The organism is Allobosea sp. RIT-PG3_2 (genome assembly GCF_057321085.1).
The window spans coordinates 62521-85064 of the sequence record NZ_JBXWCA010000005.1; the positions used below are offsets into that span (position 1 = coordinate 62521).

Below are 22544 nucleotides of genomic sequence, written 5' to 3' on the forward strand. Positions count from 1 at the left end.
GGCGGCCACGAACTCGAAGCAGATACCGAACCCGGACAGGCCGAACGGCCTCTCCGGGTTTTTTCGTTCGGCGGTGCGCTTTTGCGTGCCGGCCTTTGTCTTTTCTCGGCCTGCCCGTGCGTTGACAGGCACAGGCCCGCCGGATGTGCTGACTGCAAGCCGCGAAAAGCGGTGTGAAGCGCCCGTCGACCGGGAGCGAAGCGGTTTTCCGGTCCGGCGCAGGACAGGGAGCAGGCGCATGACGACGAGATGGGGTGCATTGCTGGTCGCCAGCACGCTGGCGCTGATGCCGGCTGCGGCGCGGGCGCAGGATGCGGTCAAGATCGGCATCCTCAACGACCAGTCGGGCAACTATGCCGAATTCGGCGGGCTTGGCTCGGTCGAGGCGGCAAAGCTGGCGATCGAGGATTTCGGCGGGTCGGTGCTCGGTAAGCCGATCGAGATCGTCGCGGCGGACCACCAGAACAAGCCCGACGTCGCCGCCGGACTGGCGCGGCGCTGGTACGATGTCGACGGCGTCACCGCCATCGCCGACCTGACCAACTCGGCGGTCGCGCTGGCCGTGGGCGGGATCGCCAAGGAACGCCAGAAGGTCGCGCTCTACAACGGGCCGGCGACGACCCGGCTGTTCAACGAGGATTGCTCGGCGACCGGCTTCATGTGGACCTTCGACACCGCGACCTCGGCCAAGGGCACGGCGCTGTCGGTGCTGCGCGAGGGCGGCGACAGCTGGTACATCATTGCCGCCGACTATGCCTTCGGCCATCAGCTCACCGCGGATATCGAGGCGATCGTCGCGGCCAATGGCGGCAAGACGCTCGGCACGGTGCGGGCGCCGCTCTCCACGCCGGACTTCTCCTCCTTCCTGCTGCAGGCGCAGGCCTCGAAGGCGAAGATCGTCGCCTTCGCCAATGCCGGCACAGACACGATCAACTCGGTCAAGCAAGCCGGCGAGTTCGGCCTCGTCGATGGCGGGCAGAAGCTCGCCGCGATGGTCGTGGTGCTGAGCGACGTGCACGGCCTCGGCCTCGACAAGGCCAAGGGGCTGATCACCACCACCGCTTATTATCACGATGCCGACAAGCCGAGCCGCGACTGGGCGAACCGCTATATGGCGCGAACCAAGAAGATGCCGGGCATGATCCAGGCCAGCGTCTATTCCTCGGTGCTGCACTATCTCAAGGCGGTGAAGGCGGCGGGCACTGCCGCCGGTCCTGCGGTTGCCGCAAAGATGCGGGAGATGCCGGTCGAGGATTTCTATGCGCCCGGTGCCAAGGTCCGCGAAGACGGGCGGCTGATGAACGACATGCTGCTGGTCGAGGTTAAGGCGCCGGCGGCCTCGAAGGCTCCATGGGACTACTTCAAGGTCGTCCGCAGGATCCCGGCATCCGAGATCATCGCGCCGCTTTCGGAGAGCAAGTGCAGCCTGGTGAAGAAGTAAGCGGTCGCACTCAGGCGCGTCATTCCGGACGGAGCGAAGCGGAGACCCGGAATCCATCGTAAAGCACGGTACTCTTCGATGGATTCCGGATCGACGCGGCTTCGCCGCTTGCCCGGAATGACGAAGCCCCATATGGCAGCGTTGGCTACGGTCTTGACCTGACAGTGCTTCGGCCGCTTTGCCGGCCTTGGCATGTTTCTTGGGTGCGAGGGTTGACTCGTGTGGCCCGACCGGTTAACGACCCGCCATCCGGTTCCAATGGGAGCGATGCCGTTACCCTCGCGAGAGGGGGCGACGTCGCGTTACTGCGTGGAGCCGTTCAACGTCCTGCATGAGCCGGCCTCCACCGGACGCAGGATTTTTTCCCACCGCCGGAGTGCCATCGGGCATGCCGGCCGACATGGAGATGAGACCATGGCTCGTATCGCGGGCGTTAACATTCCGACCGGCAAGCGCGTCGTCATCGGCCTTCAGTACATCCACGGCATTGGTTCGGCCAAGGCTCAGGAGATTTGCGAGAAGGTCGGCATCGCCGCCGAGCGCCGCGTCAACCAGCTGACCGACGCCGAAGTGCTTCAGATCCGTGAAGCGATCGACCGCGACTATCTCGTCGAGGGCGATCTGCGCCGTGAAGTCTCGATGAACATCAAGCGCCTGATGGACCTCGGCTGCTATCGCGGCCTGCGCCATCGCCGCTCGCTGCCGGTTCGCGGCCAGCGCACGCACACCAACGCCCGCACCCGCAAGGGCAAGGCGAAGCCGATCGCCGGCAAGAAGAAGTGAGTTTCGGCGGGCCGGCTAACCGGCCCGCCGTATTTTCGCCGGCTGACCCGTATCGGGCGGCCGGCATCCCCAGCGCCTGGCATGACGGGCGCGCCTGAAGGATGGAAGAAGAGATATGGCTAAGGAAGCCCAGCGCGTCCGTCGTCGCGAACGCAAGAACATCGTCTCCGGCGTCGCGCATGTGAACGCCTCGTTCAACAACACCATGATCACCATCACCGACGCGCAGGGCAACACGATCTCGTGGTCCTCGGCCGGCACGATGGGCTTCAAGGGTTCGCGCAAGTCGACCCCCTATGCCGCGCAGGTCGCCGCCGAAGACGCCGCCCGCAAGGCTGCCGAGCACGGCATGCGCACCCTCGAGGTCGAGGTGACGGGTCCGGGTTCGGGCCGCGAATCGGCGCTGCGCGCGCTGCAGGCCGCGGGTTTCACCGTGACCTCGATCCGCGACGTCACGCCGATCCCGCACAATGGTTGCCGTCCGCGCAAGCGCCGTCGCGTCTGACGTCTGACCATTGCACGAGGCGCCCGCAGGGGCGGGCGCCTGTCCGGGGCGGCGGTGGCCGCCAGATGAATTCAGCACCAGGAGTGCGGTCGTGATCAGCAAGAACTGGCAGGATCTTTCCAAGCCGAACAAGCTCGAAGTCAAGGTCGGAGACGACCCGAAGCGTCAGGCCACCGTGATCGCGCGTCCGCTCGAGCGCGGCTTCGGCATGACGCTCGGCAATGCGCTCCGTCGCGTGCTGCTGTCCTCGCTCCAGGGCGCGGCCGTCACCGCCGTCCAGATCGACGGCGTGCTGCACGAGTTCTCCTCGATTCCGGGCGTCCGCGAGGACGTCACCGACATCGTCCTCAACATCAAGGCCGTCGCGGTCAAGATGCAGGGCGAGGGACCGAAGCGCATGACCCTGCGCAAGTCGGGCCCGGGCACCGTCACCGCCGGCGACATCAACACCATCGGCGACGTCTCGATCCTCAACCCCGACCTCGTGCTCTGCACGCTGGACGATGGGGCCGAGATCCGGATGGAGTTCACGGTCAACACCGGCAAGGGCTACGTCCCGGCCGAGCAGAACCGTCCCGAGGACGCGCCGATCGGCCTGATCCCGGTCGACAGCCTGTACTCGCCGGTCAAGAAGGTTTCCTACCGCGTCGAGAACACCCGCGAGGGCCAGAACCTCGACAAGGATTCGTTGACCCTCCAGATCGAGACCAACGGCTCGGTCACCCCCGAGGACGCGCTGGCGCTCGCCGCCCGCATCCTGCAGGACCAGCTCGCCGTCTTCATCACCTTCGAGGAGCCGCGCAAGGAAGAGGCCGTCTCGACCGCGCCGCAGCTGCCTTTCAACCCGGCGCTGCTCAAGAAGGTCGACGAACTCGAGCTCTCTGTGCGTTCGGCGAACTGCCTGAAGAACGACAACATCGTCTATATCGGCGACCTCATCCAGAAGTCCGAGGGCGAGATGCTGCGCACCCCGAACTTCGGCCGCAAGTCGCTGAACGAGATCAAGGAAGTGCTGGCGACCATGGGCCTGCATCTGGGCATGGACGTCCAGGGCTGGCCGCCGGAGAACATCGAAGAGCTCGCCAAGCGCTTCGAGGAGCACTACTGAGCCTCAACCGGCGCGGGAGGCATCCCGCGCCATCCCGCCCGGCTCATGCGAGCCGGAGCATAAGGAACGGCCGTTCCGTGGCACGGCGGCCGTAAGCAACGAAGGAGCCAAACAATGCGTCACGGATTCCGCGGCCGCCGTTTCAACCGCACGGCCGAGCATCGCCAGGCGATGTTCGCGAACATGGCCCAGGCCCTGATCAAGCACGAGCAGATCACCACCACGCTGCCGAAGGCGAAGGACCTGCGTCCGGTCGTCGAGAAGCTCATCACGCTCGGCAAGCGCGGCGACCTGCACGCCCGCCGCCAGGCGATCTCGCAGATCAAGGATGTCGCCCTCGTCGCCAAGCTCTTCGCCGTGCTCGGGCCGCGCTACAAGGAGCGCAACGGCGGCTATCTCCGCATCATGAAGGCGGGCTTCCGCTTCGGCGACAACGCTCCGATGGCGATCATCGAGTTCGTCGACCGCGACGTCGACGCCAAGGGCAAGGACTCCGGTCCGGTGTTCACGGCGGAAGACGAAGCGGCCTGATCGGCCTCTGTTCGGTTCGATTTCGGAAAGGGCGGTCTTCGGGCCGCCCTTTCTTTTTGGCTGTGTGGCGCGTCGGCGTGAAATCTCTCAGGCAGGCCGGCGGGCGAGTTCTCCGGCGAGGTCGAGGAGCGCATCGACGGGCTGCGTCGGAAGGTCGTTGTCGGGTGTCACGCCGTAGAGCCCGAAGATGAAATGCGTGGTCTCGTCATGCTCGGCGACGCCCATCGCCCAGCCCGAGAAGAGCCGCTCCACAATCGGCCTTTCTTCCAATATGCGCAGATCGGTATGGCGCGGATCCGCCATGATGCGGCCGTAGGTTTCCCGCACATGGGAAATCTCGCCCTCCAGCACCTGCGCAAACGCATTTCGCGTGACGAGCAGGAACCCGGTGACCCGGTTTTCCTGGTTGGAGCGACGGGCGCTCGCCAGCATTCTGTCGAGTTCCGCGCGTCGGCCGGAGTCGTCGAGGAGGCTGTGGCTGGCGTAGACAAGCCGGGTCAGGCTCATGAGATATGTCCCTGGCGGCTTGCGAAGCCCGCGGAGTTGCACGACATGTCGGTTCGGAACCGCGGCGCGTCGAGATGGGTATATGAAGGACGCTGCACGTCGGTTCATTTCCAACGTGTGCCGGCGGCTTTTTGTTTCACGATGAGGACAGCATGACCGAACGCTTCGCAGGAAACCGCAGGAAGCTGGCAGCCGCCGCGTTCGCATGCGCGCTGGGGGCGGCAGTCGCCCCCTGGCCGGCGCTCGGTCAGGCCCGGCAGGTCCCCGAGACGCGCGAGCAGGTGACGCTGTCCTTCGCGCCGCTGGTGAAGCGCACGGCTTCCTCGGTGGTGAACGTCTACGGGGCGCGCGTCGAGAAGCGGCCGCAGAACCCGTTCATGGACGATCCCTTCTTCCGGCGCTTCTTCGGAGATGGCGGCTTCGGCGTGCCGCGCGAGCGGGTGCAGCGCTCGCTGGGCTCCGGCGTGGTGGTCGACGCGGGCGCGGGCCTCGTGGTGACCAACAACCACGTCATCGAGAACATGAGCGAGGTGAAGGTCGCCTTCGCCGACAAGCGCGAGGTCGAGGCCACGATCCTGCTGCGCGACCCGCGCACCGATCTCGCCGTGCTGAAGCTCGCCGACACCAAGAACCTGTCCGCGATCGAGCTCGCCGATACCGACGAACTCCAGGTCGGCGACATCGTGCTCGCCATGGGCAATCCCTTCGGCGTCGGCCAGACGGTGACGCAGGGCATCGTATCGGCGCTCGCGCGCACGCAGATCGGCGTGGGCGATGCGCAGTCCTTCATCCAGACCGATGCGGCGATCAATCCCGGCAATTCGGGCGGCGCGCTGGTCGACATGAAGGGGCGTGTCGTCGGCATCAACACCGCAATCTATTCGCGCTCGGGCGGCAGCGTAGGCATCGGCTTCGCGATTCCCTCGGCGATGGTGCGTCTTGTCGTCGACAGCGCCAAGGCCGGCGTCAAGACCGTGCGGCGGCCGTGGCTCGGCGCGCGTCTGCAGAGCCTGACCGCCGATGTCGCGGACGGACTCGGGCTCGACCGGCCGGCCGGATCGGTCGTCGCCAGCGTCGTCGAGAAGGGGCCGGCCGATCAGGCTGGCCTGCGCCGGTCCGACGTAGTCCTTTCGGTCGACGGCGCCGCGGTCGATGATCCGGAAGCTTTCGGCTATCGCTTCGCCACAAGGCCGATCGGCGGCACGACCGCACTGACCGTGCTGCGCGGCGGCAAGAAGATCGACATTGCGATCAAGCTCGTCGCCGCGCCCGAGACGCGGCCGCGCGATGCGGTGAAGCTGACCAGCCGTTCCCCGCTCGCGGGCCTGACGGTGGCGAATCTCTCGCCGGCGCTGGCCGAGGAGCTTTCGATCGATACGGGCAATGAAGGTGTCGTCGTCAGCGAGATCGAGGACGGCAGCACCGGCGCCAATATAGGCTTCCAGAAGGGCGACCTGATCATGGCGCTCAACGGCGAGCGGATGGCCAATTCGCGCGAGGTCGAGACCGCCCTGAAGGATCGCAAGCGAGCCTGGGAGGTGACCATCTCCCGCAACGGCCAGACCATCACCTCGGTCTTCCCGGGGTGAGATTCGCGGTTGATCCATGCCGTCATTCCGGGGCCTCGCGGAGCGAGGAGCCCGGAATCCATGAACACCGGACGATTGTGGAAATGGTGGGACGGTGGGGACTTCGATGAACAAGAGCCGTGTTCATGGGTTCCGGGCTCGCTGCTCCGCAGCGCCCCGGAATGACGGTTGTGGTTCCCAGCCATGAGCGATCTCTTCTCCGCCTCGGGGCTCGACAAGTCGGGTCCCCGCCCGCTTGCCGACCGCCTACGGCCAACGACGCTCGCCGAGGTGGCGGGGCAGGAGCATCTGACCGGGCCGGACGGCGCGCTGACGCGGCTCGTCGCCTCCGGCTCTGTCGGCAGCCTGATCTTCTGGGGCCCGCCCGGCACCGGCAAGACCACGGTGGCGCGACTTCTCGCCGGCCTCGTCGATCTCGGCTTCGAGCAGATCAGCGCGATCTTCTCCGGCGTCGCCGATCTCAAGCGGGTGTTCGAAGCGGCGCGTGGGCGCCGGCTGGGCGGCAAGGGCACGCTGCTCTTCGTCGACGAGATCCATCGCTTCAACCGGGCTCAGCTCGACGCCTTCCTGCCCGTCATGGAGGACGGCACGATCACGCTGATCGGCGCGACGACTGAGAACCCGTCCTTCGCGCTCAATGCGGCGCTGCTGTCGCGGGCGCGCGTCCTGACATTCAAATCGCTGGATGAGGGCTCGCTGCTCTTCCTGCTCGGCCGGGCCGAGGTGCTGGAGAACAGGGAGCTGCCGCTGACGCCGGAAGCGCGGCTGGCGCTCGCGCGCTTCGCTGATGGCGACGGGCGCGCGGTGCTGACGCTGGCGGAGGAGATCTGGCGTGCGGCCAAGCCCGGCGAAATCCTCGACGAAGCCGGCTTGTCCGAGGTTATACAGCGCCGTGCGCCGATCTACGACAAGGCGCAGGACGGCCACTACAACCTGATCTCGGCCCTGCACAAGACGATCCGCGGCTCGGACCCGGATGCCGCGCTCTATTATTTCGCGCGCATGCTCGATGCCGGCGAAGACCCGCGTTTCCTGGCGCGGCGGCTGGTCCGGATGGCGGTGGAGGATATCGGGCTCGCCGATCCCCAGGCCCTGCTGCATGCGCGGGCGGCCGCGCAGACCTATGAGCAACTCGGCACGCCGGAAGGCGAGCTCGCTTTGGCCAATTGCGTGATCTATCTGGCGACGGCGCCGAAATCGAACGCTGCTTATTCCGCCTACAAGGCCGCGGTGAGGGTCGCGAAGGACCGCGGTTCGCTCATGCCGCCCAAGACCATTCTCAACGCGCCGACCAAGCTGATGCGCGAGGAGGGCTATGGTGCCGACTACGCCTATGACCACGACCAGCCGGACGCCTTTTCCGGCCAGAACTACTGGCCGGACGCGCTCGGCCGGCAGCGCTTCTACGATCCGCCGGAGCGCGGCTACGAGCGCGAGATCCGCAAGCGGCTGGAATATTGGGAGCGGCTGCGCCAGGAGCGTGGCGAGGGGTAACGCTCGTCATGGCCGGGCCTGTTCCGACCATTCCTCATTCCGGGATTCCCGTTTCTCCGCCGAGCTTCGACCGGGAACGGCGGCGTTGAGGCCGCCTGAACCTCACTTCCGGCAGTTGAACGGCAGGAAGGTGCCGGACATGCCGCTGTTCATCGCCATCAGCACCAGTTTGTTGGCGAGGTCGAGTTCTTCCTTGCTGCGGGCGCAGACTTCGGCGCGGGCCTGGCAGTTCGAGGCGAGGAAGGCCTCGTGGCTGGCCAGGAAGTCGGGGCTCAGGCCCTGCTTGCCTTGCCGATTCAAGGACTGCTCGTAAGCCTTTTTGTAGCGGTTGCATTTCTCGGTCGGCCAGTCCGAGGCGCTACCCTGTTGGGCTATCGCGACTGCGCTGCCGGAGCCGCAGAAGGCCAGAAGAGCCATCCCCTGCAGAAGCCGCCGGGACGCGCCGGTGATCGCGAAACTCCGTATGTCCATATCCGCCGCCTCTGCCGCCCCGCCGTATCGATGCAAGGCCGGCGGAGAAGTGCAGCCAATTGCGGCGGATTTCGTTTGTGCGTGGCGGCAGCCCGCTCTATTCCACAAGGATGATTTCCACTTCACTCGTTTTTCTGGGCGCCGGCATCGGCGGCGTGCTGCGCCACGGCGTCAACGTCTTGACGCCGCGCTGGCTCGGCATGGGCTTTCCGTATGGCACCATGGCGATCAACATCCTCGGCTCGGGCCTGATGGGGCTGGTCGCCGGCTGGTTCGCCTTCAGGGCCGGGGAGGGCGCGCCGCAGGATCTGCGCCTGTTCCTCGCCACCGGCATCCTGGGCGGCTTCACCACCTTCTCGGCGTTCTCGCTCGATGCCGTGCTGCTCTGGGAGCGCGGCGACGCGATGCTGGCGGCCATCTATGTGATCGGTTCGGTCGTGGTGTCGCTGGCGGCGCTGGTCGGCGGGTTGGCTGTCGTGCGGGGGCTGTCATGAGGGCTGGCGGCAAAGGCACGGGCGGCAAGGGCCCCGGCAGCAAGGGCACCGGAGGCTCCGCGCGCGGGGGCAAGCCGCCATCCGCGGGCGCGCCCCGCGGCAAGCGGCCGAGCCATGATGCGCGGCGGCGGGCGGCGGCACGACCGGCGGCGGGCGAGGAGCGTGCGCAGCGGGCACCAAGCGTGCGGCGCACGGAGGAGCCCCCCAAGCCGACGCGGGCGCAGGTCAAGGCCGAAACGGCGCAGGTGCTCTCCACCGGCGTGCAGCAGCTGGTGGTGACGGCGGACGAGAACGAGATGCGGATCGACCGCTTCCTCGAGTCGCGCTTCCCGCAGCTTTCGTTCAGCCATATCCAGCGGATCGTCCGGAAGGGCGAGCTGCGCGTCGACGGCAAGCGCGCCGACAGCAAGGACCGGCTCAGCGAGGGGCAGACCATCCGCATCCCGCCGCTGAAGCTGGAGCAGCAGTCGGAGCGTCCGCGCTCGGCCAAGGGCGACGCCGATACGATCGGCTTCCTGCGCTCGATCACGCTCTATGAAGACGACGACGTTATGGTCCTCAACAAGCCGGCCGGGCTCGCTGTGCAGGGCGGCTCGGGCACGACGCGCCATGTCGATCAGATGCTCGAAGCGCTGACGGCTAAGGACGGGCAGAAGCCGCGCCTCGTCCACCGGCTCGACAAGGACACGGCCGGCTGCCTCGTCATCGCCAAGTCGCGCTTCGCGGCGGCGACGCTCGCCAAGACCTTCCGCTCGCGCTCGGCCCGCAAGGTCTACTGGGCGCTGGTCGTCGGCGTGCCGCGCGTGAAGCAGGGCCGAATCTCGACCTATCTCGCGCGCGAGGAGGCCTATGACGGCGACCAGCGCATGGCCGTCGCCCAGCATGGCGAGGACGGCGCTATGCATGCCGTGACCTACTACGCCGTGGTCGAGACTGCGGCGCAGAAACTCGCCTGGCTGTCGCTGAAGCCGGTGACGGGGCGCACGCACCAGCTGCGCGCGCACACCACCCATATCGGCCACCCGATCGTCGGCGACCCCAAATACTTCAACATCCAGAACTGGGAACTGCCCGGCGGCATCCAGAACAAGCTGCACCTGCTGGCGCGGCGGATCGTGCTGCCGCATCCGCGCGGCAAGGGCACGATCGACGTCAGCGCGCCGCTGCCGCCGCATATGCGCCAGAGCTGGAACCTGCTCGGCTTCGAGGACGAGCATTACGACCCGATCGTGAACGCCCCGGACGAATGATCCGCGGACCGAGCTGACGAAACGTAAGAGAACGGTTGCGGAACAAAACGCTTTCTGTTCTAACTATGTTCTCGTCATCTCAGGGGGCTGACCATGCGTTCGGTGTTGATCGTTTCCGCTTTCCTTCTCGGTTTTGCCGCGACCGCACAGGCGCAGACCGCCGCGCCGGCGAAACCCACCTCGGCCACGGCCGTTGCGGCGACTTCGGACGAGCCCATACCGCGGACCGAGCGCGCGAAGGCGCGGCAGGATTGCGTGTCCGAGAATGTCGCGCTGTCGGGCGACGATCTGCGCGCCGCCATGCGCCTGTGCATGCAGGCGAAGTTTCCGGGCGTGCGGCTTTATGCGCAGGACGGCGTCACGCGCGACGGCAAGCCGACGGCGGTGGCGGCGCGGACCGCCTGCAAGGATGAAGTCGATGCGCGCAAGCTGGAGGGACCGGAGCGGGTTGCGGCCCTGACGGCCTGCTTCAACGCCAAGCGCCCCGATCTCGCTCAGCGCTCCGAATGTCGCAAGGATGCGCGCGCCAAGGGGCTGGACGGCGCCGATCTGCGCAAGGCCGTGGACGCTTGCGCCCGCGAGGCCAAAGGCTGACGGCCGGGCGACGGACTGCCTCGCGGCGATGGGACGATGCCATGACGGGGCTGCAATGGCTTGGGCGGGCTATCTGCGCTAAAGCGCCGTCATGGATCTCATCATCTTCGATCTCGACGGCACGCTGATCAATTCCGAGGCGATCATCCTCGGCGCGCAGTACGAAACCTTCAAACGTTGCGGCCGGCCGCATCCGGGGCGCGAGGCCGGACTCGGTATCGTCGGGCTGACGCTGGACATCGCGATGGCGCGGCTGGCCGGGCTCGAAGAGCCCGACGATCTGCTGACCGACACCTACCGGCAGGTCTTCGGCGCGATGCGCCTGCAGGCCCAGACCGATGCCTCGCTCGACGAGCCGCTGTTTCCCGGCGTCGCCGAGACCTTGGCGCAATTAAAGCGGCACAGCGGGCTGAAGCTCGGCATCGCCACGGGAAAGTCCCGCAAGGGCGCGGAGTTCATCGTCGAGCGACATGGCTGGCAGGATCTGTTCGACACCGTGCAGTCGGCTGACGATGCGCCGTCCAAGCCGCATCCCGGTATGATCCAGCGCGCCATGGCCGAGACGGGGGCTGCGCCGGAGCGCACGGCGATGGTCGGCGACAGCTCCTTCGACATTGAGATGGCAGTTGCGGCCGGCGTGGTGCCCGTCGCCGTGTCCTGGGGCTTCCAGCCGATCGACTGCCTCGTCGCACTCGGCGCCCGCCACGCGCTGCGGGAGTTCGGTGAATTGCCGGGCGTGCTGGGATTGGCCGAGCCTGTGCCGGCCTAGGGCACGCCGGTTTTGCACTGGACCACGGTGTCATCCCGGGCTTGACCCGGGAGCCATGGCGGAGCGCATCCGCTCAAGGTTCGGGCATGGTTTCGGATCCGCGCCTCGCTCGGTCGGGGATGGCTCGCATTTCCGCGAAAACAAGCAGACTCTGCAGCATCGAACCGAATGCCGTATTCGGCTGATGCCGTAGGGCTTTGATCTAGCGCCGGCTTTCCGAAAACCGCATTCCGCTTCTCGGGCCGATGCTCAAGGGCGCCGTAGCGGCATCGTATGCGACTTTCACGATAGCTTTTCGACCTGGCGAAACGCGCGTCGATGCGAGGCGAGTTTCGCGCGATGCGCACCCGCTTTCGATGGTGGCACCGAGGCGTGAGTAAGATCCTCGCAACCAAGACGACTCAGCTCTGTTTAACCTGAATATCCGTTCAGATTTGCGCGTTAACCACCTGCTGCCGAGGCGGGGTGCATGGTGTTCCCACAGCAGGAACGTACCGGCACAAAACAACGCCGGACAGGGGTTCGAACATGATGGATCATGAGCTTCGTGAATTCGTCGATCGCGTGATGGATCGTCGCGCGATCGACGAAGAAGACGTCAAGATGCTTCAACGTGACATCTTGATCGACATCGTCACGACACGCGACATCATCGATGTGCTCATCGCACTCGATCGTGCCGTGCCGCAAAGCTGCAAGGCTTACGGCGATTACCTGGTGGCGCTGGTCGTCGATTTCGCCGTCTGGGAGAACCGCCCGACCGGCGTGATCGACCGCGACAAGGCGCATTGGCTGGTGACGACGCTCTCGGCCGGCGAAGGGCCGACCGCGACGGCGCAACGCATCGCCTTCGAGATCGCCCGTGAAGCCGAGCATTGCGACGAAGCGCTGCTCGCCTTCGCCTTCGCCAAGGGGGCGGCGAAGGATGTGGCGCGGGCCGCCAGCGGCGGCGCGCAGCGGGTCCTGCTCGCGAGCTGAGCCGGGCGTCATTCTCGGGCTTGCCCCGAGAATCTCCGGCCGGAAGAGGGAGGCCCTTCCTGCGCGAGATGCCCGGGTCAGGCCCGGGCATGACGGTGCCGGGTAGGCACTCCCTCTGATAGGGCCCGGCGCCCTGGCCTGTGCATCCTTGCACAACGGCTTGGCCTGTAGCCGACTTTCGCATTGGTGGACGGCAGTTGCGGCATCCCATAGACCCCGGCTATTGCAGTTCGTCTGAAGCCGGGAGATGCCGCGGATGTTCTCGAAGATTCTGATCGCGAACCGTGGCGAGATCGCCTGCCGGGTCATCAAGACGGCGCGACGCATGGGCATCAAGACCGTGGCGGTCTATTCGGATGCCGATCGCGATGCGCTGCATGTCGAGATGGCCGATGAAGCCGTCCATATCGGCGAGGCGCCTGCCGCCCAATCCTATCTCCAGATCGACAAGATCGTCGCGGCCTGCAAGCAGACCGGCGCCGAGGCGGTGCATCCGGGTTATGGCTTCCTCTCCGAGCGCGAGGCCTTCGCTAGGGCGCTCAAGGATAACGGCATCGTCTTCATCGGCCCCAATCCCGGCGCCATCGCCGCGATGGGCGACAAGATCGAATCGAAGAAGGCGGCGGCCGCGGCCAATGTCTCCACCGTTCCGGGCTTCCTCGGCATCATCGAGAACCCCGAGCATGCGGTCACGATCGCAGACGAGATCGGCTATCCCGTGATGATCAAGGCCTCGGCCGGCGGTGGCGGCAAGGGCATGCGCATCGCCCATTCCTCGGCCGAGGTGGCTGAGGGCTTCGCCCGCGCCAAGTCCGAAGCCGCATCCTCCTTCGGCGACGACCGCGTCTTCGTCGAGAAGTTCATCGTCGACCCCCGCCATATCGAGATCCAGGTGCTGGGCGACAAGCACGGCAACGTCATCTATCTCGGCGAGCGCGAGTGCTCGATCCAGCGCCGCAACCAGAAGGTCGTCGAGGAGGCGCCGTCGCCGCTGCTCGACGAGGCGACGCGCCGCAAGATGGGAGAGCAGGCGGTCGCGCTGGCCAAGGCCGTGAACTACGACTCCGCCGGCACGGTGGAGTTCGTCGCCGGGCAGGACAAGTCCTTTTATTTTCTCGAGATGAACACGCGGCTGCAGGTCGAGCATCCCGTGACGGAGATGGTCACCGGCATCGATCTCGTCGAGCAGATGATCCGCGTCGCCTATGGCGAGAAGCTCGCGATCTCGCAGGCGGATGTGAAGCTCGATGGCTGGGCGGTCGAATCCCGCGTCTATGCGGAGGATCCGACGCGCAATTTCCTGCCCTCGACAGGACGGCTGGTCACCTATCGGCCGCCGGCGGAGGGGCCGGATGGCGAGGCGACGGTGCGCAACGACACCGGCGTCTTCGAGGGCGGCGAGATCTCGATCTACTACGACCCGATGATCGCCAAGCTGGTGACGCATGCGCCGACGCGCGAGGCGGCGATCAAGGCGCAGGGCCGCGCGCTCGACGCCTTCGCCATCGAGGGCATCCGCCACAACATCCCCTTCGTCTCGGCCCTGATGCAGCACCCGCGCTGGATCGCGGGCAATCTCTCGACCGGCTTCATCGCCGAGGAGTTCCCGGAGGGGTTCTCCCTGCCGGCGCCGAGGGCCGAGACGGCTCTGCGCATGGCGGCGATCGCGATCGCCTGCGACCACCGTATGAACCAGCGCAAGCGCAACGTTTCCGAGCAGATGGAGGGCTGGCGCCGGGTTTCCTTCGACCGGCTGCGCATCGTCCAGCTCGGGGCTGAGAGCTTCGAGGGCGAGGTGACGGAGCAGGGCGGGGCGGTCGTCATCGCCTTCCCGGGCCGCAGCGTCAGCGTCGTCAGCGGCTGGGTGCCCGGCGAGCCGGTCTGGCACGGCACGCTCGACGGGGTGAAGGTCGCGGCGCAGGTGCGCTCGATCCTCAACGGCGTCGCGCTCGCCCATGCCGGCGCCTATGCCAACGCCAATGTCTACACGCAGCGCGAGGCCGAGCTGGCGGCGTTGATGCCGGAGAAGGTCGCGGCCGATACCGGCAAGTTCCTGCTCTGCCCGATGCCGGGGCTGGTCAAGTCGATCGCGGTCACGCTCGGGCAGGAGGTCAAGGTGGGCGAGCCGCTGGCCATGGTCGAGGCGATGAAGATGGAGAACGTCCTGCGCGCCGAGAAGGACGTCACCATCGCCAAGATCCTGGCGAAGGAAGGCGATTCGCTCGCCGTCGATGCCGTCATCATGGAATTCGCGTGAGCGAAGGCAGGATCTGGTCATGCTGAAAATCTGGGGGCGGCTGAGCTCCGTCAATGTCCAGAAGGTCGTATGGGCGGCTGGCGAGGTCGGGCAGGCGTTCGAGCGCATCGATGTCGGCGGGCCGTTCGGCGGGCTCGACACGCCGGAATTCCGCGCGATGAATCCCAATGGGCAGATTCCGGTGATCGAGGACGGCGCGTTCAAGCTGTGGGAGTCGAACACCATCGTGCGCTATCTGGCGGCCCGCCACGGCGCCGCGACGATCGCGGAGGAAGATCCAGCGCGGCGAGCCGAGGCCGAGCGCTGGATGGACTGGATGCTGTCCGAGCTTCAGCCGGCCCTGGCGCCCGTGCTTTGGGGCGTGGTGCGCAAGGTGCCGGGCCATACCGATCCCGACGTGATCGCGAAGGGCGTAGAGCGGGCCGAGGAGTTGATGGCAATCCTCGAGGCGCAACTGGCCGACCGGCCGTTCCTGTCCGGCGAGCGTTTCGGCGTTGCCGACATCACGGTCGGCTGCGGTGCGCATCGCTGGCTCAACATGCCGGTCGAGCGAATCGAGCGGCCGGCGGTACAGCGTTGGTACCAAACGCTGTTTGCCCGTCCGGCAGCGCAGGCCGCGCTGCCGTTGCCGATCACGTGAGGTCTCGCCGCGGCGCTTGATCCGTGCCGTTACGCTGTCATGATGAGTGCATGAACGCTTTCCGCGCGGTCCTGCTCCTGTGCTCTCTCGCTGCCGCCACTTCCGTGGCGGCCCAGGACGCGCCGACCCTGCGCACCGACTTGTCTTCGCTCGCGGGTTGCCTGCGCGACAATGGCGCCTCGCCTTCTGCCTGTATCGGCACGGTGGCCGTCTCCTGTGTCCGTGCGGCCAGCAGCGATCCGCGCGGCGCGGAGGCGGGCTGCGCCCGGCGCGAGGAGGCCGCCTGGCGTGAGCGTCTCACGCTTGCCCTGCAGGCGACTGGACGCTCGCTCGATGCCAGCCAGCGTAGCCGGCTGGCTGCCGTGCAACTGGCCTGGGAAAGCTATGTCGCGCAGAAATGCGCCTTCTACGGTGCTACGCAGAGCGCAACCCTGCAGGCTGGACGCCAGGCCGGCTGCGAGCTTCGCGAGGCCGCCGAGCGCGCCATCGAGCTCGCCAAAGCGCTCCCTCAGACGGCGCGCCGGCCGCAATCGCCACCGCAAATCATCCGTTAGGGCGTGCCGATTCTGCACGGAACCACGCCGTCATCCCGGGCGTGACCCGGGATCCATGCCAGAGCGGGGTCCGAGGGAACGTCCGGCATGGGTCCGGATCTGCGCTTTGCTCCGTCCGGGATGACACGCCTTTTCCACGAAACCGCAGCGATCGAGGGATGCGCCTGGCGCTTTCGTGAGCGCGGGGCCGATGGCCTGGCTCGGAAAATGCTGGAGCGCCGCTTCAGCCTGCGGCTATACGGGCGAGGGCGGTGATGGCCCGTCAATCCCCGGTCCTGCGAGCCCCTGATGTTCTTCGTCCTGTCCAAGCTCGTCTGGTTCGTGTTCTCGCCGGTCAACTTCGTCATCCTCCTCGCGGGGCTGTCCGCGCTGCTTGCCTTCACGCGCTTTGCCCGTGCCGCGCGCTGGCTCGGCCTGCTGTCGGTGCTTGCGCTCGGGTTGATGGCGTTCAGCCCGCTGCCACGCGCGGTCATCCGGCCGCTGGAGGATCGCTTCCCGCAGCAGGATGCGGCGAAGGGGCCGGTCACGGGTATTGTCGTGCTGGGCGGAGCGGTCGGCGTCGCGCGAGGCGATGTCGTGCTGAACTCAGCGGCATCGCGCATGACCAAGGCGGTGGAGCTCGCGCGGCTGCATCCCGAAGCGAAGCTGGTCTTCACGGGCGGAGCCGCCAATCTGATCTCGGAGGCGACGGAGACCGAGGCCGACGGCGCCAAGCTGCTGTTCGAAGGGCTCGGGCTCGATCCCAAGCGGCTGGTTCTCGAAGACAAGTCACGCAACACGCGCGAGAACGCGACCTTCACCCGCCGCCTCGTCGATCCGAAGCCGGGCGAGCGCTGGCTTCTGGTGACTTCGGCCTGGCATATGCCGCGCTCGATCGGCGTGTTCCGGAAGGCGGGGTTTCCGGTCGAGGCCTTTCCCGTCGACTACTGGTCCAAAGGCGAGCCCGACGATTTCATTCGGCCCTATAGCCGGGCGCACAGGGCGCTCGAGATCGCCGATAACGGCTTCAAGGAATGGGTCGGGCTGCTCGCCTATCGTTTGGCGGGCTATAGTGACGAGCTCTTCCCGGGGCCGTGACGTCAGGCGGCGTCAGCAGGCAGGGACAGCCTGTAGACGCCGCGAAAATCGTCGGGATCGACCGGCCGGCCCTTGCGGGTGATCTGCAGCCGGCCTTCCTTCATCAGCTTCACCGCCGCGCGACGAACCGGCTGCATCAGCGGGCCCCAGTCGTCGGGATGATCGCTGCCGAGCGTGCGGGCGACATCCATCGGCGCCACAGTGCGGCCCGGACCCTGTTGCTCCAGCAGTGCGAGGATCGTGCTCTCGATCGCTTCGGGGTCGATGCTCATGACTGGCCCGGATAGTTGAAGACGCGTGCGGCGTCTGAGGCGAACTGGCGCCGATACATCGCGACCAGCACCGCGCCGGTGAAGGCCAGGAAGGTGACCGGCCCGAGGAACCAGCCGAGATAGGCGAGCGCGAAGAAGAAGGCGCGCTGGCCACGATTGAAGTGGCGGCCGGCGGCGATGTTCATCTCGATCGTCTCATGCACGGCATGGGCCGCCGCGATCTCGTTGCGCCCCGATGCAGGCGGCAGGGCGCCGAGCAGGATGACGCAATAATTGAACAGCCGGTAGCTCCAGGCGAATTTGAAGAAGGCATAGCCGAAGACACCGGCGAGGCCGATCACCTTCATTTCCCAGACCGCGCGCTGCGTCACCGGGACGAAGGGCAGGTCGGAGAAGATGGCGACGACGCGGTCGGTCGATTGCAGCAGGGCGAGCGTGCCGCCGATGGCGATCAGCGAGGTCGAAGCAAAGAAGGCGGTGCCGTTCTGCAGGCCGTTCATCACCTGGGTGTCGACGATGCGGTTCTCCCGCTTCATCGATTCGTTGATCCAGCTGGCGCGGCGCAGGTTCATCCGCATGTTGAGCGTCTTGGCCGCATGAGGGCCGAGTTCGACGGCATAGTGATAGCCGATCCAGGAGGCGGCGAAGAACGCCAGGGCGATCACGTCCAGATTACTGAAACCGAGCATGCCGTCGCTGTGCCACTTCACCCGCCGGAGAAGCAAGCAGCTTGTGCCGAGGCCGCGCCAGCGGCAAGCGCCATGGCATTGACGCTGCGGCGGCGAGCCGCCACGGTGCGCGCGGATTCGGGAGGGCGACCGTGCCGCAAACCATCACGAAGGGCTACAAGGCCCTGGTCGCGGAAGCCGAGAGCCGGATCGAGACGCTGTCGGTCGAGGAAGCGCGGGCGCTCCATGGCCGCGACGACGTCGTCTTCGTCGACCTGCGCGATCCGCGCGAGCTGGAGCGGGAAGGGCGCATGCCCGGCGCCTTCCATTGCCCGCGCGGGATGCTCGAATTCTGGATCGACCCGGAAAGCCCCTACGCCAAGCCGGTTTTCGCCGAGGACAAGCGCTTCGTGTTCTTCTGCGGTGGCGGCTGGCGCTCGGCGCTCGCGGCGCAGACGGCGCAGGAGATGGGGCTGAAACCCGTCGCCCATGTCGCCGGCGGCTTCGGCGCCTGGAAGAAGGCCGGCGCGCCGGTCGAGCCCGCTGCCACAGACAAGAAGGGCTGAGGCCGAGCCTTGTCTCATATCGTCATCGTTCTCCTTGTCGCGGCCTTCATCTTCCGCAAGCCTCTGGGCAAGCTGCTGTCCAGGCAATTCCCCAACCGCGCCAAGCGCCAACAGGTTCTGGCCACGATCATCGCCGCTTTCGCGCTGGTGATCGCGGCCCGGCTCGTCGCGCTGTTCTGGTGATCCTGCCGGCTTCGTCCTGAAACCAGCGAAGGCGCCCCGTGCAGCGGTCGCATGGCGGGCAGGGTTGCGCTCTGCCTAACAATCAGGCATCTTCCGCAACCTGGCTCCAACTCAAGAAAGGGAGGGCTGAATGGTAATCGTCACCACCGCTGTCACTCCCATGCGACCACACCGGCACTAGGTCGGTCTCGCACGAGGCCCGCCCGCCGGCGGTCTCCTGAGCCTTTTCCAAACGATTATTGTCCATTGCTGGAGTCGGCGTGCGTCGTCGTCTCCGCCTGATCCGGAGTCGGCTGCCGTTTCGGCGCCGAATGACGCTATGTCTCTCGATACTCAAACCGGGCGGCGCGAGCCGTTTCGAGCCGTTCTCGGCTTTACTTTCAGACACTGGGCGCGCCAGCCCAGGCAGGTCGCCTGGGTTGCCGGCGTCACTGCCGTCGCGACCCTGGCCGAGCTGTTCACGCCGGTCTATGCCGGTCGCCTCGTCGATGCGGTCGCGACCGGAGTCGGCGGTGCCGACGCGGCGCTGTGGGCGCTCGGCGGAATGATGGCGCTCGCCATCGTCACCGTGCTGGGGCGGCACTTCGCCTTCATCGGGCTGACGACCATGACGCTGCGCACGATGAGCGATGTGGCGCAGGAGGCGTTCGCGCGCCTGCAACGCTTCTCGACCGACTGGCACGCCAACAACTTCGCCGGCTCGACGGTGCGCAAGATTACGCGCGGCATGTGGGCGCTCGACCTGCTGACCGACACGATCCTGATCGCGCTGCTGCCCTCGCTCGTCATCCTGCTGGGCATGACGGCGCTGCTCGCCTGGCACTGGCCGGTGATGGGGCTCGTGGTGGCGGTGGGAGCACTGGCCTATATCGGGCTAACGCTTGTGCTTTCGCTGCGCTTCGTCGCGCCGGCGGCGCGGCTGGGCAATGCCTGGGATACCCGCCTCGGCGGCTCGCTGGCGGACGCCATCACCTGCAACCCCGTGGTGAAGGCCTATGGCGCGGAGGCGCGCGAGGATCTGCGCCTCGCGACCGTGATGGCAAAGTGGAGCCTCAGGACGCGGCGCGCCTGGCTGCGTGGCACCTGGTCGGGCACCGGCCAGCTGATGGTGCTGCTGCTGCTGCGCGCCGCGGTGATCGGCCTCGTCATCTGGCTCTGGCTGAAAGGACGGGCGAGCGCGGGCGATGTCGCCTTCGTGCTGACGGCCTATGCGGTGGTGCATGGCTATCTGCGCGATGTCGGCCAGCACGTCCACAACCTGCAGCGCTCGGTCAACGACATGGAGGAACTCGTCTGGATGCACGATCTTCCCTATGGCGTGCCGGACCGGAAGGGCGCCGTGGAGATGGGCGTGACGGCGGGCGAGATCGCCTTCGAGGACGTGACCTTCCATTACGGCGGCCATGTCGACCCGCTCTACCGCGACTTCTCGCTGACCATCCGTGGCGGCGAGAAGGTCGGCCTCGTCGGCCGCTCCGGCTCCGGCAAGACGACCTTCGTCAAGCTGGTTCAGCGGCTCTACGACGTCACCTCGGGCCGGATCGCGATCGACGGGCAGGATATCGCCGATGTCACGCAGGAGAGCCTGCGCCGGCAGATCGCGATCGTGCAGCAGGAGCCGGTGCTGTTCCACCGCTCGCTGGCCGAGAACATCGCCTATGGCCGGCCGGGTGCCAGCCAGGCGCAGATCGAGCAGGCGGCGAAGCTCGCCAACGCGCATGAGTTCATCATGCGCCTGCCCAAGGGCTATGGCACGCTCGTCGGCGAGCGCGGCATCAAGCTCTCGGGCGGCGAGCGCCAGCGCGTCGCGCTGGCCCGCGCCTTCCTGGCCGACGCGCCGATCCTGATCTTGGACGAGGCGACCTCAAGCCTCGATTCGGAATCGGAGGCGCTGATCCAGCAGGCGATCGAGCGCTTGATGGAGGGGCGCACCACGATCGTGATCGCGCATCGTCTCTCGACGGTGCGAGCCATGGACCGCATCCTGGTCTTCGATCGCGGCCGTGTAGTTGAGGAAGGCCCGCACGATGCCCTGCTGACCCGCGAGGGCGGCGCCTATCGCGCGCTGTTCGAGAAGCAGGTCAGCGAAATGGCAAAGGGGTTGGCGGCGTAGTCACCTTCTTCCCTCTGGGGGAGAAGGTGTCCGCGGAGCAGACGGATGAGGGAAGGGCCGCTTAGGCGGCCCTTTTCTTGTTTGGAACGAGGTTCTGCCCTCATCCGTCACGGCTCCGCCGTGCCACCTTCTCCCCCGATGGGAGAAGGAAAGGCTCACTTCGGTGCCAGCGACCGAGGTCGCACGCCCTTCACGGGCCGGGCGGAAGCGGCTCGCTCGCATCCTGATTCAATGGCTTCAGATCCAGCGTCGGCTTGGTCAATCCGGCAGCAATCACCGGGCTCGACCGGTCAGGGTTCAAGGTGTTGCGCTTCGAGCCGGCCTTGCATTTTCGCAAACACCTTGTCTTTCCGCCAGGGCGCCCGCGACCGCAGCTTGTCCGCGACTTCTTAGGCGTGCTGGCCGAGGTGAGGAACGGATTTGTACTCCAACTCGACAACGCATGAGAATCGCCAAGAAAGGACGTTGCGCCATCGTCCCACAGCGGACGTCGCTTTGCGTCGCAAGCCGCAGTCTGAGCACGGCCTAACGGAGCTTGGCGATCCCGATACCATCGAGTTTCGCGCGATCTTTGATGGATTCTTCGCTGCGGGTCATCGCTTTCGAAATCGCCTTCAGTGCCATGCCCTTCTTGGCGAGCAACTTTAGCTTCTCGAGTTCCTCATGTGTCCAGGGTTGGCGATGCCGTTCAAATCGCTCGGTCACAATCTACTCCTGCTCTGCCGGGACATGTCCGGCAATCGCGCCATCTATAGCAGTCCCCGCGCCGAATTTGGCCACACGTATGGATGCGTGCCGAGTCCATCCGCTGCTCGCGCCATAAGCGGAAGTTGACGCTTTGCCCGACAGCGGACGCTCTTCAGCCTAGGCGAAGGGACGCCCTGGATCGAGCGGCGTGCCGTAGAGCGGGCGTTCAGGCTCCGTTGCGGGCGTCACCGGATCTCTGCGAGCCGGGTGTCCTGCGATAGCACCAGGCACCAGTGCGGCTCGAAATCGGCGCCCATCGGCCAGATCCAGCTTTCGAAGATCGTCAGCATCGGCGCCTGGTAGCGCTCGAACCATTGGCGCTGGCACAGCACGAACTTGGTCGCGGCCACGACGCTTTCGCGATCGATGAGGCATAGCGGCACGATGTCGGGATGGGCGTCGAGAAAATGCTGCACGGCGACCATGAGTGTCGGGTAGCCAGGGTGCAGCATGTCGTCGAGCACGATCAGTCCGCCCTCGACCAGGCAGGCGGTGGCGAGCGCGAGATCCTTCGCCAGGGCAGCGCGCGAGTGTTCGCCATCGATATGGATGAGCCGCAGGCGCTCGCCCCGCGCATGCGCGATGAGATCCGCCGGCGTCATCGTGCCGCTGTCGGCTTTCACGCTGACGCGGCGCTCGGGTCCGATACCATGGCGGGCCGCGTTCGCCTCAAATCGCTCTTGCACGCCGGCATCCGGCCACTCGAAAAGATCGACCGCCAGTGCGACCTCGCCTGGTTCCAGCGCATGAGCGAGCGCGATCAGGAAGCGGCCCTCGAAGGCGCCGATCTCTGCGATCGGTCCGCTCACGCCCTGTTCGGTCTGAAGCCGCAGCAGCCGGGCACATATCGCAGCGGCGAAGCGCGAGGACATGCCGGGAACTCGGTCGTATCCGTCCTCGAGATAAGCCGAGACGGCGGGATGGGCCGGACTAGGATCGGCGGTCATCGAAAT

At 66.5% G+C, this 22544-nt stretch carries 25 protein-coding genes; 19 read left to right on the forward strand and 6 right to left on the reverse strand.

Annotated features, from left to right (window positions below):
- The first annotated feature begins 238 nt into the window (after positions 1-238).
- The 5 genes from AC2FAN_RS15985 (at position 239) to rplQ (ending at position 4368) form a co-directional block, all read left to right on the forward strand.
- Positions 239-1441, forward strand: a complete 1203-nt coding sequence (locus tag AC2FAN_RS15985; RefSeq protein WP_485175316.1) for an ABC transporter substrate-binding protein — start codon at positions 239-241, stop codon at positions 1439-1441.
- Between the two features lie 414 nt (positions 1442-1855).
- On the forward strand, positions 1856-2224 hold the full coding sequence (gene rpsM / locus AC2FAN_RS15990) for a 30S ribosomal protein S13 (RefSeq protein ID WP_265053768.1): 369 nt from the start codon (positions 1856-1858) through the stop codon (positions 2222-2224).
- 115 nt (positions 2225-2339) lie between these two features.
- Positions 2340-2729 carry a 30S ribosomal protein S11 gene (rpsK, locus tag AC2FAN_RS15995; RefSeq protein ID WP_043237079.1) on the forward strand — a complete coding sequence of 130 codons (390 nt, stop codon included), beginning with the start codon at positions 2340-2342 and terminating at the stop codon, positions 2727-2729.
- A 91-nt stretch (positions 2730-2820) separates the two neighbouring features.
- Positions 2821-3837: a DNA-directed RNA polymerase subunit alpha gene (locus AC2FAN_RS16000; protein WP_265053767.1), complete on the forward strand. Its 1017-nt coding sequence runs from the start codon at positions 2821-2823 to the stop codon at positions 3835-3837.
- Positions 3838-3951: 114 nt separating this feature from the next.
- Positions 3952-4368, forward strand: a complete 417-nt coding sequence (gene rplQ / locus AC2FAN_RS16005; RefSeq protein ID WP_265053766.1) for a 50S ribosomal protein L17 — start codon at positions 3952-3954, stop codon at positions 4366-4368.
- Between the two features lie 87 nt (positions 4369-4455).
- On the opposite strand, the gene AC2FAN_RS16010 is transcribed toward rplQ, so the two are convergent.
- Positions 4456-4875, reverse strand: coding sequence for a BLUF domain-containing protein (locus tag AC2FAN_RS16010; RefSeq protein ID WP_265053765.1), 420 nt, complete (start codon positions 4873-4875; stop codon positions 4456-4458).
- Positions 4876-5027: 152 nt separating this feature from the next.
- Between AC2FAN_RS16010 and AC2FAN_RS16015 the strand changes: the two genes are divergently transcribed.
- A complete protein-coding gene (locus tag AC2FAN_RS16015; RefSeq protein WP_265053764.1) occupies positions 5028-6464 on the forward strand; it encodes a DegQ family serine endoprotease in 1437 nt (478 codons plus the stop codon).
- Between the two features lie 183 nt (positions 6465-6647).
- Positions 6648-7958, forward strand: coding sequence for a replication-associated recombination protein A (locus tag AC2FAN_RS16020; RefSeq protein ID WP_485175319.1), 1311 nt, complete (start codon positions 6648-6650; stop codon positions 7956-7958).
- Positions 7959-8060: 102 nt separating this feature from the next.
- Here AC2FAN_RS16020 and AC2FAN_RS16025 read toward each other — a convergent pair whose 3' ends face one another.
- Positions 8061-8555, reverse strand: coding sequence for a hypothetical protein (locus tag AC2FAN_RS16025; RefSeq protein WP_485175321.1), 495 nt, complete (start codon positions 8553-8555; stop codon positions 8061-8063).
- On the opposite strand from AC2FAN_RS16025, the gene crcB reads away from it, so the two are divergent.
- The 9 genes from crcB (at position 8540) to AC2FAN_RS16070 (ending at position 17042) form a co-directional block, all read left to right on the forward strand.
- Positions 8540-8923 carry a fluoride efflux transporter CrcB gene (crcB, locus tag AC2FAN_RS16030; protein WP_485175323.1) on the forward strand — a complete coding sequence of 128 codons (384 nt, stop codon included), beginning with the start codon at positions 8540-8542 and terminating at the stop codon, positions 8921-8923. The genes AC2FAN_RS16025 and crcB overlap by 16 nt on opposite strands.
- Complete coding sequence (locus tag AC2FAN_RS16035) at positions 8920-10173, forward strand: RluA family pseudouridine synthase (RefSeq protein WP_485175325.1); 1254 nt, start codon at positions 8920-8922, stop codon at positions 10171-10173. The genes crcB and AC2FAN_RS16035 overlap by 4 nt, the downstream gene beginning before the upstream one ends.
- Before the next feature lie 93 nt (positions 10174-10266).
- Complete coding sequence (locus AC2FAN_RS16040) at positions 10267-10767, forward strand: hypothetical protein (RefSeq protein WP_476806961.1); 501 nt, start codon at positions 10267-10269, stop codon at positions 10765-10767.
- Between the two features lie 91 nt (positions 10768-10858).
- Positions 10859-11536 carry an HAD-IA family hydrolase gene (locus AC2FAN_RS16045; protein ID WP_485175327.1) on the forward strand — a complete coding sequence of 226 codons (678 nt, stop codon included), beginning with the start codon at positions 10859-10861 and terminating at the stop codon, positions 11534-11536.
- A 603-nt stretch (positions 11537-12139) separates the two neighbouring features.
- Positions 12140-12514 (forward strand): hypothetical protein, encoded by a 375-nt coding sequence (locus AC2FAN_RS16050; RefSeq protein ID WP_485175328.1) that lies wholly within the window; start codon positions 12140-12142, stop codon positions 12512-12514.
- 256 nt (positions 12515-12770) lie between these two features.
- Positions 12771-14771 carry an acetyl-CoA carboxylase biotin carboxylase subunit gene (locus AC2FAN_RS16055; RefSeq protein WP_485175330.1) on the forward strand — a complete coding sequence of 667 codons (2001 nt, stop codon included), beginning with the start codon at positions 12771-12773 and terminating at the stop codon, positions 14769-14771.
- A gap of 19 nt (positions 14772-14790) precedes the next feature.
- Positions 14791-15411 (forward strand): glutathione S-transferase family protein, encoded by a 621-nt coding sequence (locus AC2FAN_RS16060; protein ID WP_265053755.1) that lies wholly within the window; start codon positions 14791-14793, stop codon positions 15409-15411.
- Between the two features lie 50 nt (positions 15412-15461).
- On the forward strand, positions 15462-15965 hold the full coding sequence (locus tag AC2FAN_RS16065) for a lysozyme inhibitor LprI family protein (protein ID WP_265053754.1): 504 nt from the start codon (positions 15462-15464) through the stop codon (positions 15963-15965).
- A 288-nt stretch (positions 15966-16253) separates the two neighbouring features.
- Positions 16254-17042: a YdcF family protein gene (locus tag AC2FAN_RS16070; protein ID WP_265053753.1), complete on the forward strand. Its 789-nt coding sequence runs from the start codon at positions 16254-16256 to the stop codon at positions 17040-17042.
- A 2-nt stretch (positions 17043-17044) separates the two neighbouring features.
- Here the strand turns inward: AC2FAN_RS16070 and AC2FAN_RS16075 are convergent, their stop codons facing one another.
- Both AC2FAN_RS16075 and AC2FAN_RS16080 read right to left on the reverse strand, forming a co-directional pair.
- Positions 17045-17314: a DUF3253 domain-containing protein gene (locus AC2FAN_RS16075; RefSeq protein ID WP_265053752.1), complete on the reverse strand. Its 270-nt coding sequence runs from the start codon at positions 17312-17314 to the stop codon at positions 17045-17047.
- Positions 17311-18003, reverse strand: coding sequence for a DUF599 domain-containing protein (locus tag AC2FAN_RS16080; protein WP_265053751.1), 693 nt, complete (start codon positions 18001-18003; stop codon positions 17311-17313). Before AC2FAN_RS16080 ends, AC2FAN_RS16075 begins: the two co-directional genes overlap by 4 nt.
- A 131-nt stretch (positions 18004-18134) precedes the next feature.
- On the opposite strand from AC2FAN_RS16080, the gene AC2FAN_RS16085 reads away from it, so the two are divergent.
- The 3 genes from AC2FAN_RS16085 (at position 18135) to AC2FAN_RS16095 (ending at position 20844) form a co-directional block, all read left to right on the forward strand.
- Positions 18135-18548: a rhodanese-like domain-containing protein gene (locus tag AC2FAN_RS16085; protein ID WP_476806966.1), complete on the forward strand. Its 414-nt coding sequence runs from the start codon at positions 18135-18137 to the stop codon at positions 18546-18548.
- A gap of 9 nt (positions 18549-18557) precedes the next feature.
- Positions 18558-18731 (forward strand): hypothetical protein, encoded by a 174-nt coding sequence (locus tag AC2FAN_RS16090; RefSeq protein WP_265053749.1) that lies wholly within the window; start codon positions 18558-18560, stop codon positions 18729-18731.
- 319 nt (positions 18732-19050) lie between these two features.
- On the forward strand, positions 19051-20844 hold the full coding sequence (locus tag AC2FAN_RS16095) for an ABC transporter ATP-binding protein (RefSeq protein WP_485175334.1): 1794 nt from the start codon (positions 19051-19053) through the stop codon (positions 20842-20844).
- Between the two features lie 525 nt (positions 20845-21369).
- Here AC2FAN_RS16095 and AC2FAN_RS16100 read toward each other — a convergent pair.
- Positions 21370-21549, reverse strand: coding sequence for a Myb-like DNA-binding domain-containing protein (locus AC2FAN_RS16100; protein ID WP_038362276.1), 180 nt, complete (start codon positions 21547-21549; stop codon positions 21370-21372).
- A 227-nt stretch (positions 21550-21776) separates the two neighbouring features.
- The gene (locus AC2FAN_RS16105) at positions 21777-22538 is read right to left on the reverse strand and encodes a class I SAM-dependent methyltransferase (RefSeq protein ID WP_476806968.1); all 762 of its coding nucleotides are present in this window, start codon (positions 22536-22538) and stop codon (positions 21777-21779) included.
- Positions 22539-22544 lie beyond the last annotated feature (6 nt).

Bases quoted from the DNA above. Each gene is read 5' to 3' on its own strand.
- AC2FAN_RS15985 (WP_485175316.1), top strand. From the start codon at position 239: ATGACGACGAGATGGGGTGCATTGCTGGTCGCCAGCACGCTGGCGCTG.
- rpsM (WP_265053768.1), top strand. From the start codon at position 1,856: ATGGCTCGTATCGCGGGCGTTAACATTCCGACCGGCAAGCGCGTCGTC.
- rpsK (WP_043237079.1), top strand. From the start codon at position 2,340: ATGGCTAAGGAAGCCCAGCGCGTCCGTCGTCGCGAACGCAAGAACATC.
- rplQ (WP_265053766.1), top strand. From the start codon at position 3,952: ATGCGTCACGGATTCCGCGGCCGCCGTTTCAACCGCACGGCCGAGCAT.
- AC2FAN_RS16010 (WP_265053765.1), bottom strand. From the start codon at position 4,875: ATGAGCCTGACCCGGCTTGTCTACGCCAGCCACAGCCTCCTCGACGAC.
- AC2FAN_RS16015 (WP_265053764.1), top strand. From the start codon at position 5,028: ATGACCGAACGCTTCGCAGGAAACCGCAGGAAGCTGGCAGCCGCCGCG.
- AC2FAN_RS16020 (WP_485175319.1), top strand. From the start codon at position 6,648: ATGAGCGATCTCTTCTCCGCCTCGGGGCTCGACAAGTCGGGTCCCCGC.
- crcB (WP_485175323.1), top strand. From the start codon at position 8,540: ATGATTTCCACTTCACTCGTTTTTCTGGGCGCCGGCATCGGCGGCGTG.
- AC2FAN_RS16035 (WP_485175325.1), top strand. From the start codon at position 8,920: ATGAGGGCTGGCGGCAAAGGCACGGGCGGCAAGGGCCCCGGCAGCAAG.
- AC2FAN_RS16040 (WP_476806961.1), top strand. From the start codon at position 10,267: ATGCGTTCGGTGTTGATCGTTTCCGCTTTCCTTCTCGGTTTTGCCGCG.
- AC2FAN_RS16045 (WP_485175327.1), top strand. From the start codon at position 10,859: ATGGATCTCATCATCTTCGATCTCGACGGCACGCTGATCAATTCCGAG.
- AC2FAN_RS16050 (WP_485175328.1), top strand. From the start codon at position 12,140: ATGCTTCAACGTGACATCTTGATCGACATCGTCACGACACGCGACATC.
- AC2FAN_RS16055 (WP_485175330.1), top strand. From the start codon at position 12,771: ATGTTCTCGAAGATTCTGATCGCGAACCGTGGCGAGATCGCCTGCCGG.
- AC2FAN_RS16060 (WP_265053755.1), top strand. From the start codon at position 14,791: ATGCTGAAAATCTGGGGGCGGCTGAGCTCCGTCAATGTCCAGAAGGTC.
- AC2FAN_RS16065 (WP_265053754.1), top strand. From the start codon at position 15,462: ATGAACGCTTTCCGCGCGGTCCTGCTCCTGTGCTCTCTCGCTGCCGCC.
- AC2FAN_RS16070 (WP_265053753.1), top strand. From the start codon at position 16,254: ATGTTCTTCGTCCTGTCCAAGCTCGTCTGGTTCGTGTTCTCGCCGGTC.
- AC2FAN_RS16075 (WP_265053752.1), bottom strand. From the start codon at position 17,314: ATGAGCATCGACCCCGAAGCGATCGAGAGCACGATCCTCGCACTGCTG.
- AC2FAN_RS16080 (WP_265053751.1), bottom strand. From the start codon at position 18,003: ATGCTCGGTTTCAGTAATCTGGACGTGATCGCCCTGGCGTTCTTCGCC.
- AC2FAN_RS16095 (WP_485175334.1), top strand. From the start codon at position 19,051: ATGTCTCTCGATACTCAAACCGGGCGGCGCGAGCCGTTTCGAGCCGTT.
- AC2FAN_RS16105 (WP_476806968.1), bottom strand. From the start codon at position 22,538: ATGACCGCCGATCCTAGTCCGGCCCATCCCGCCGTCTCGGCTTATCTC.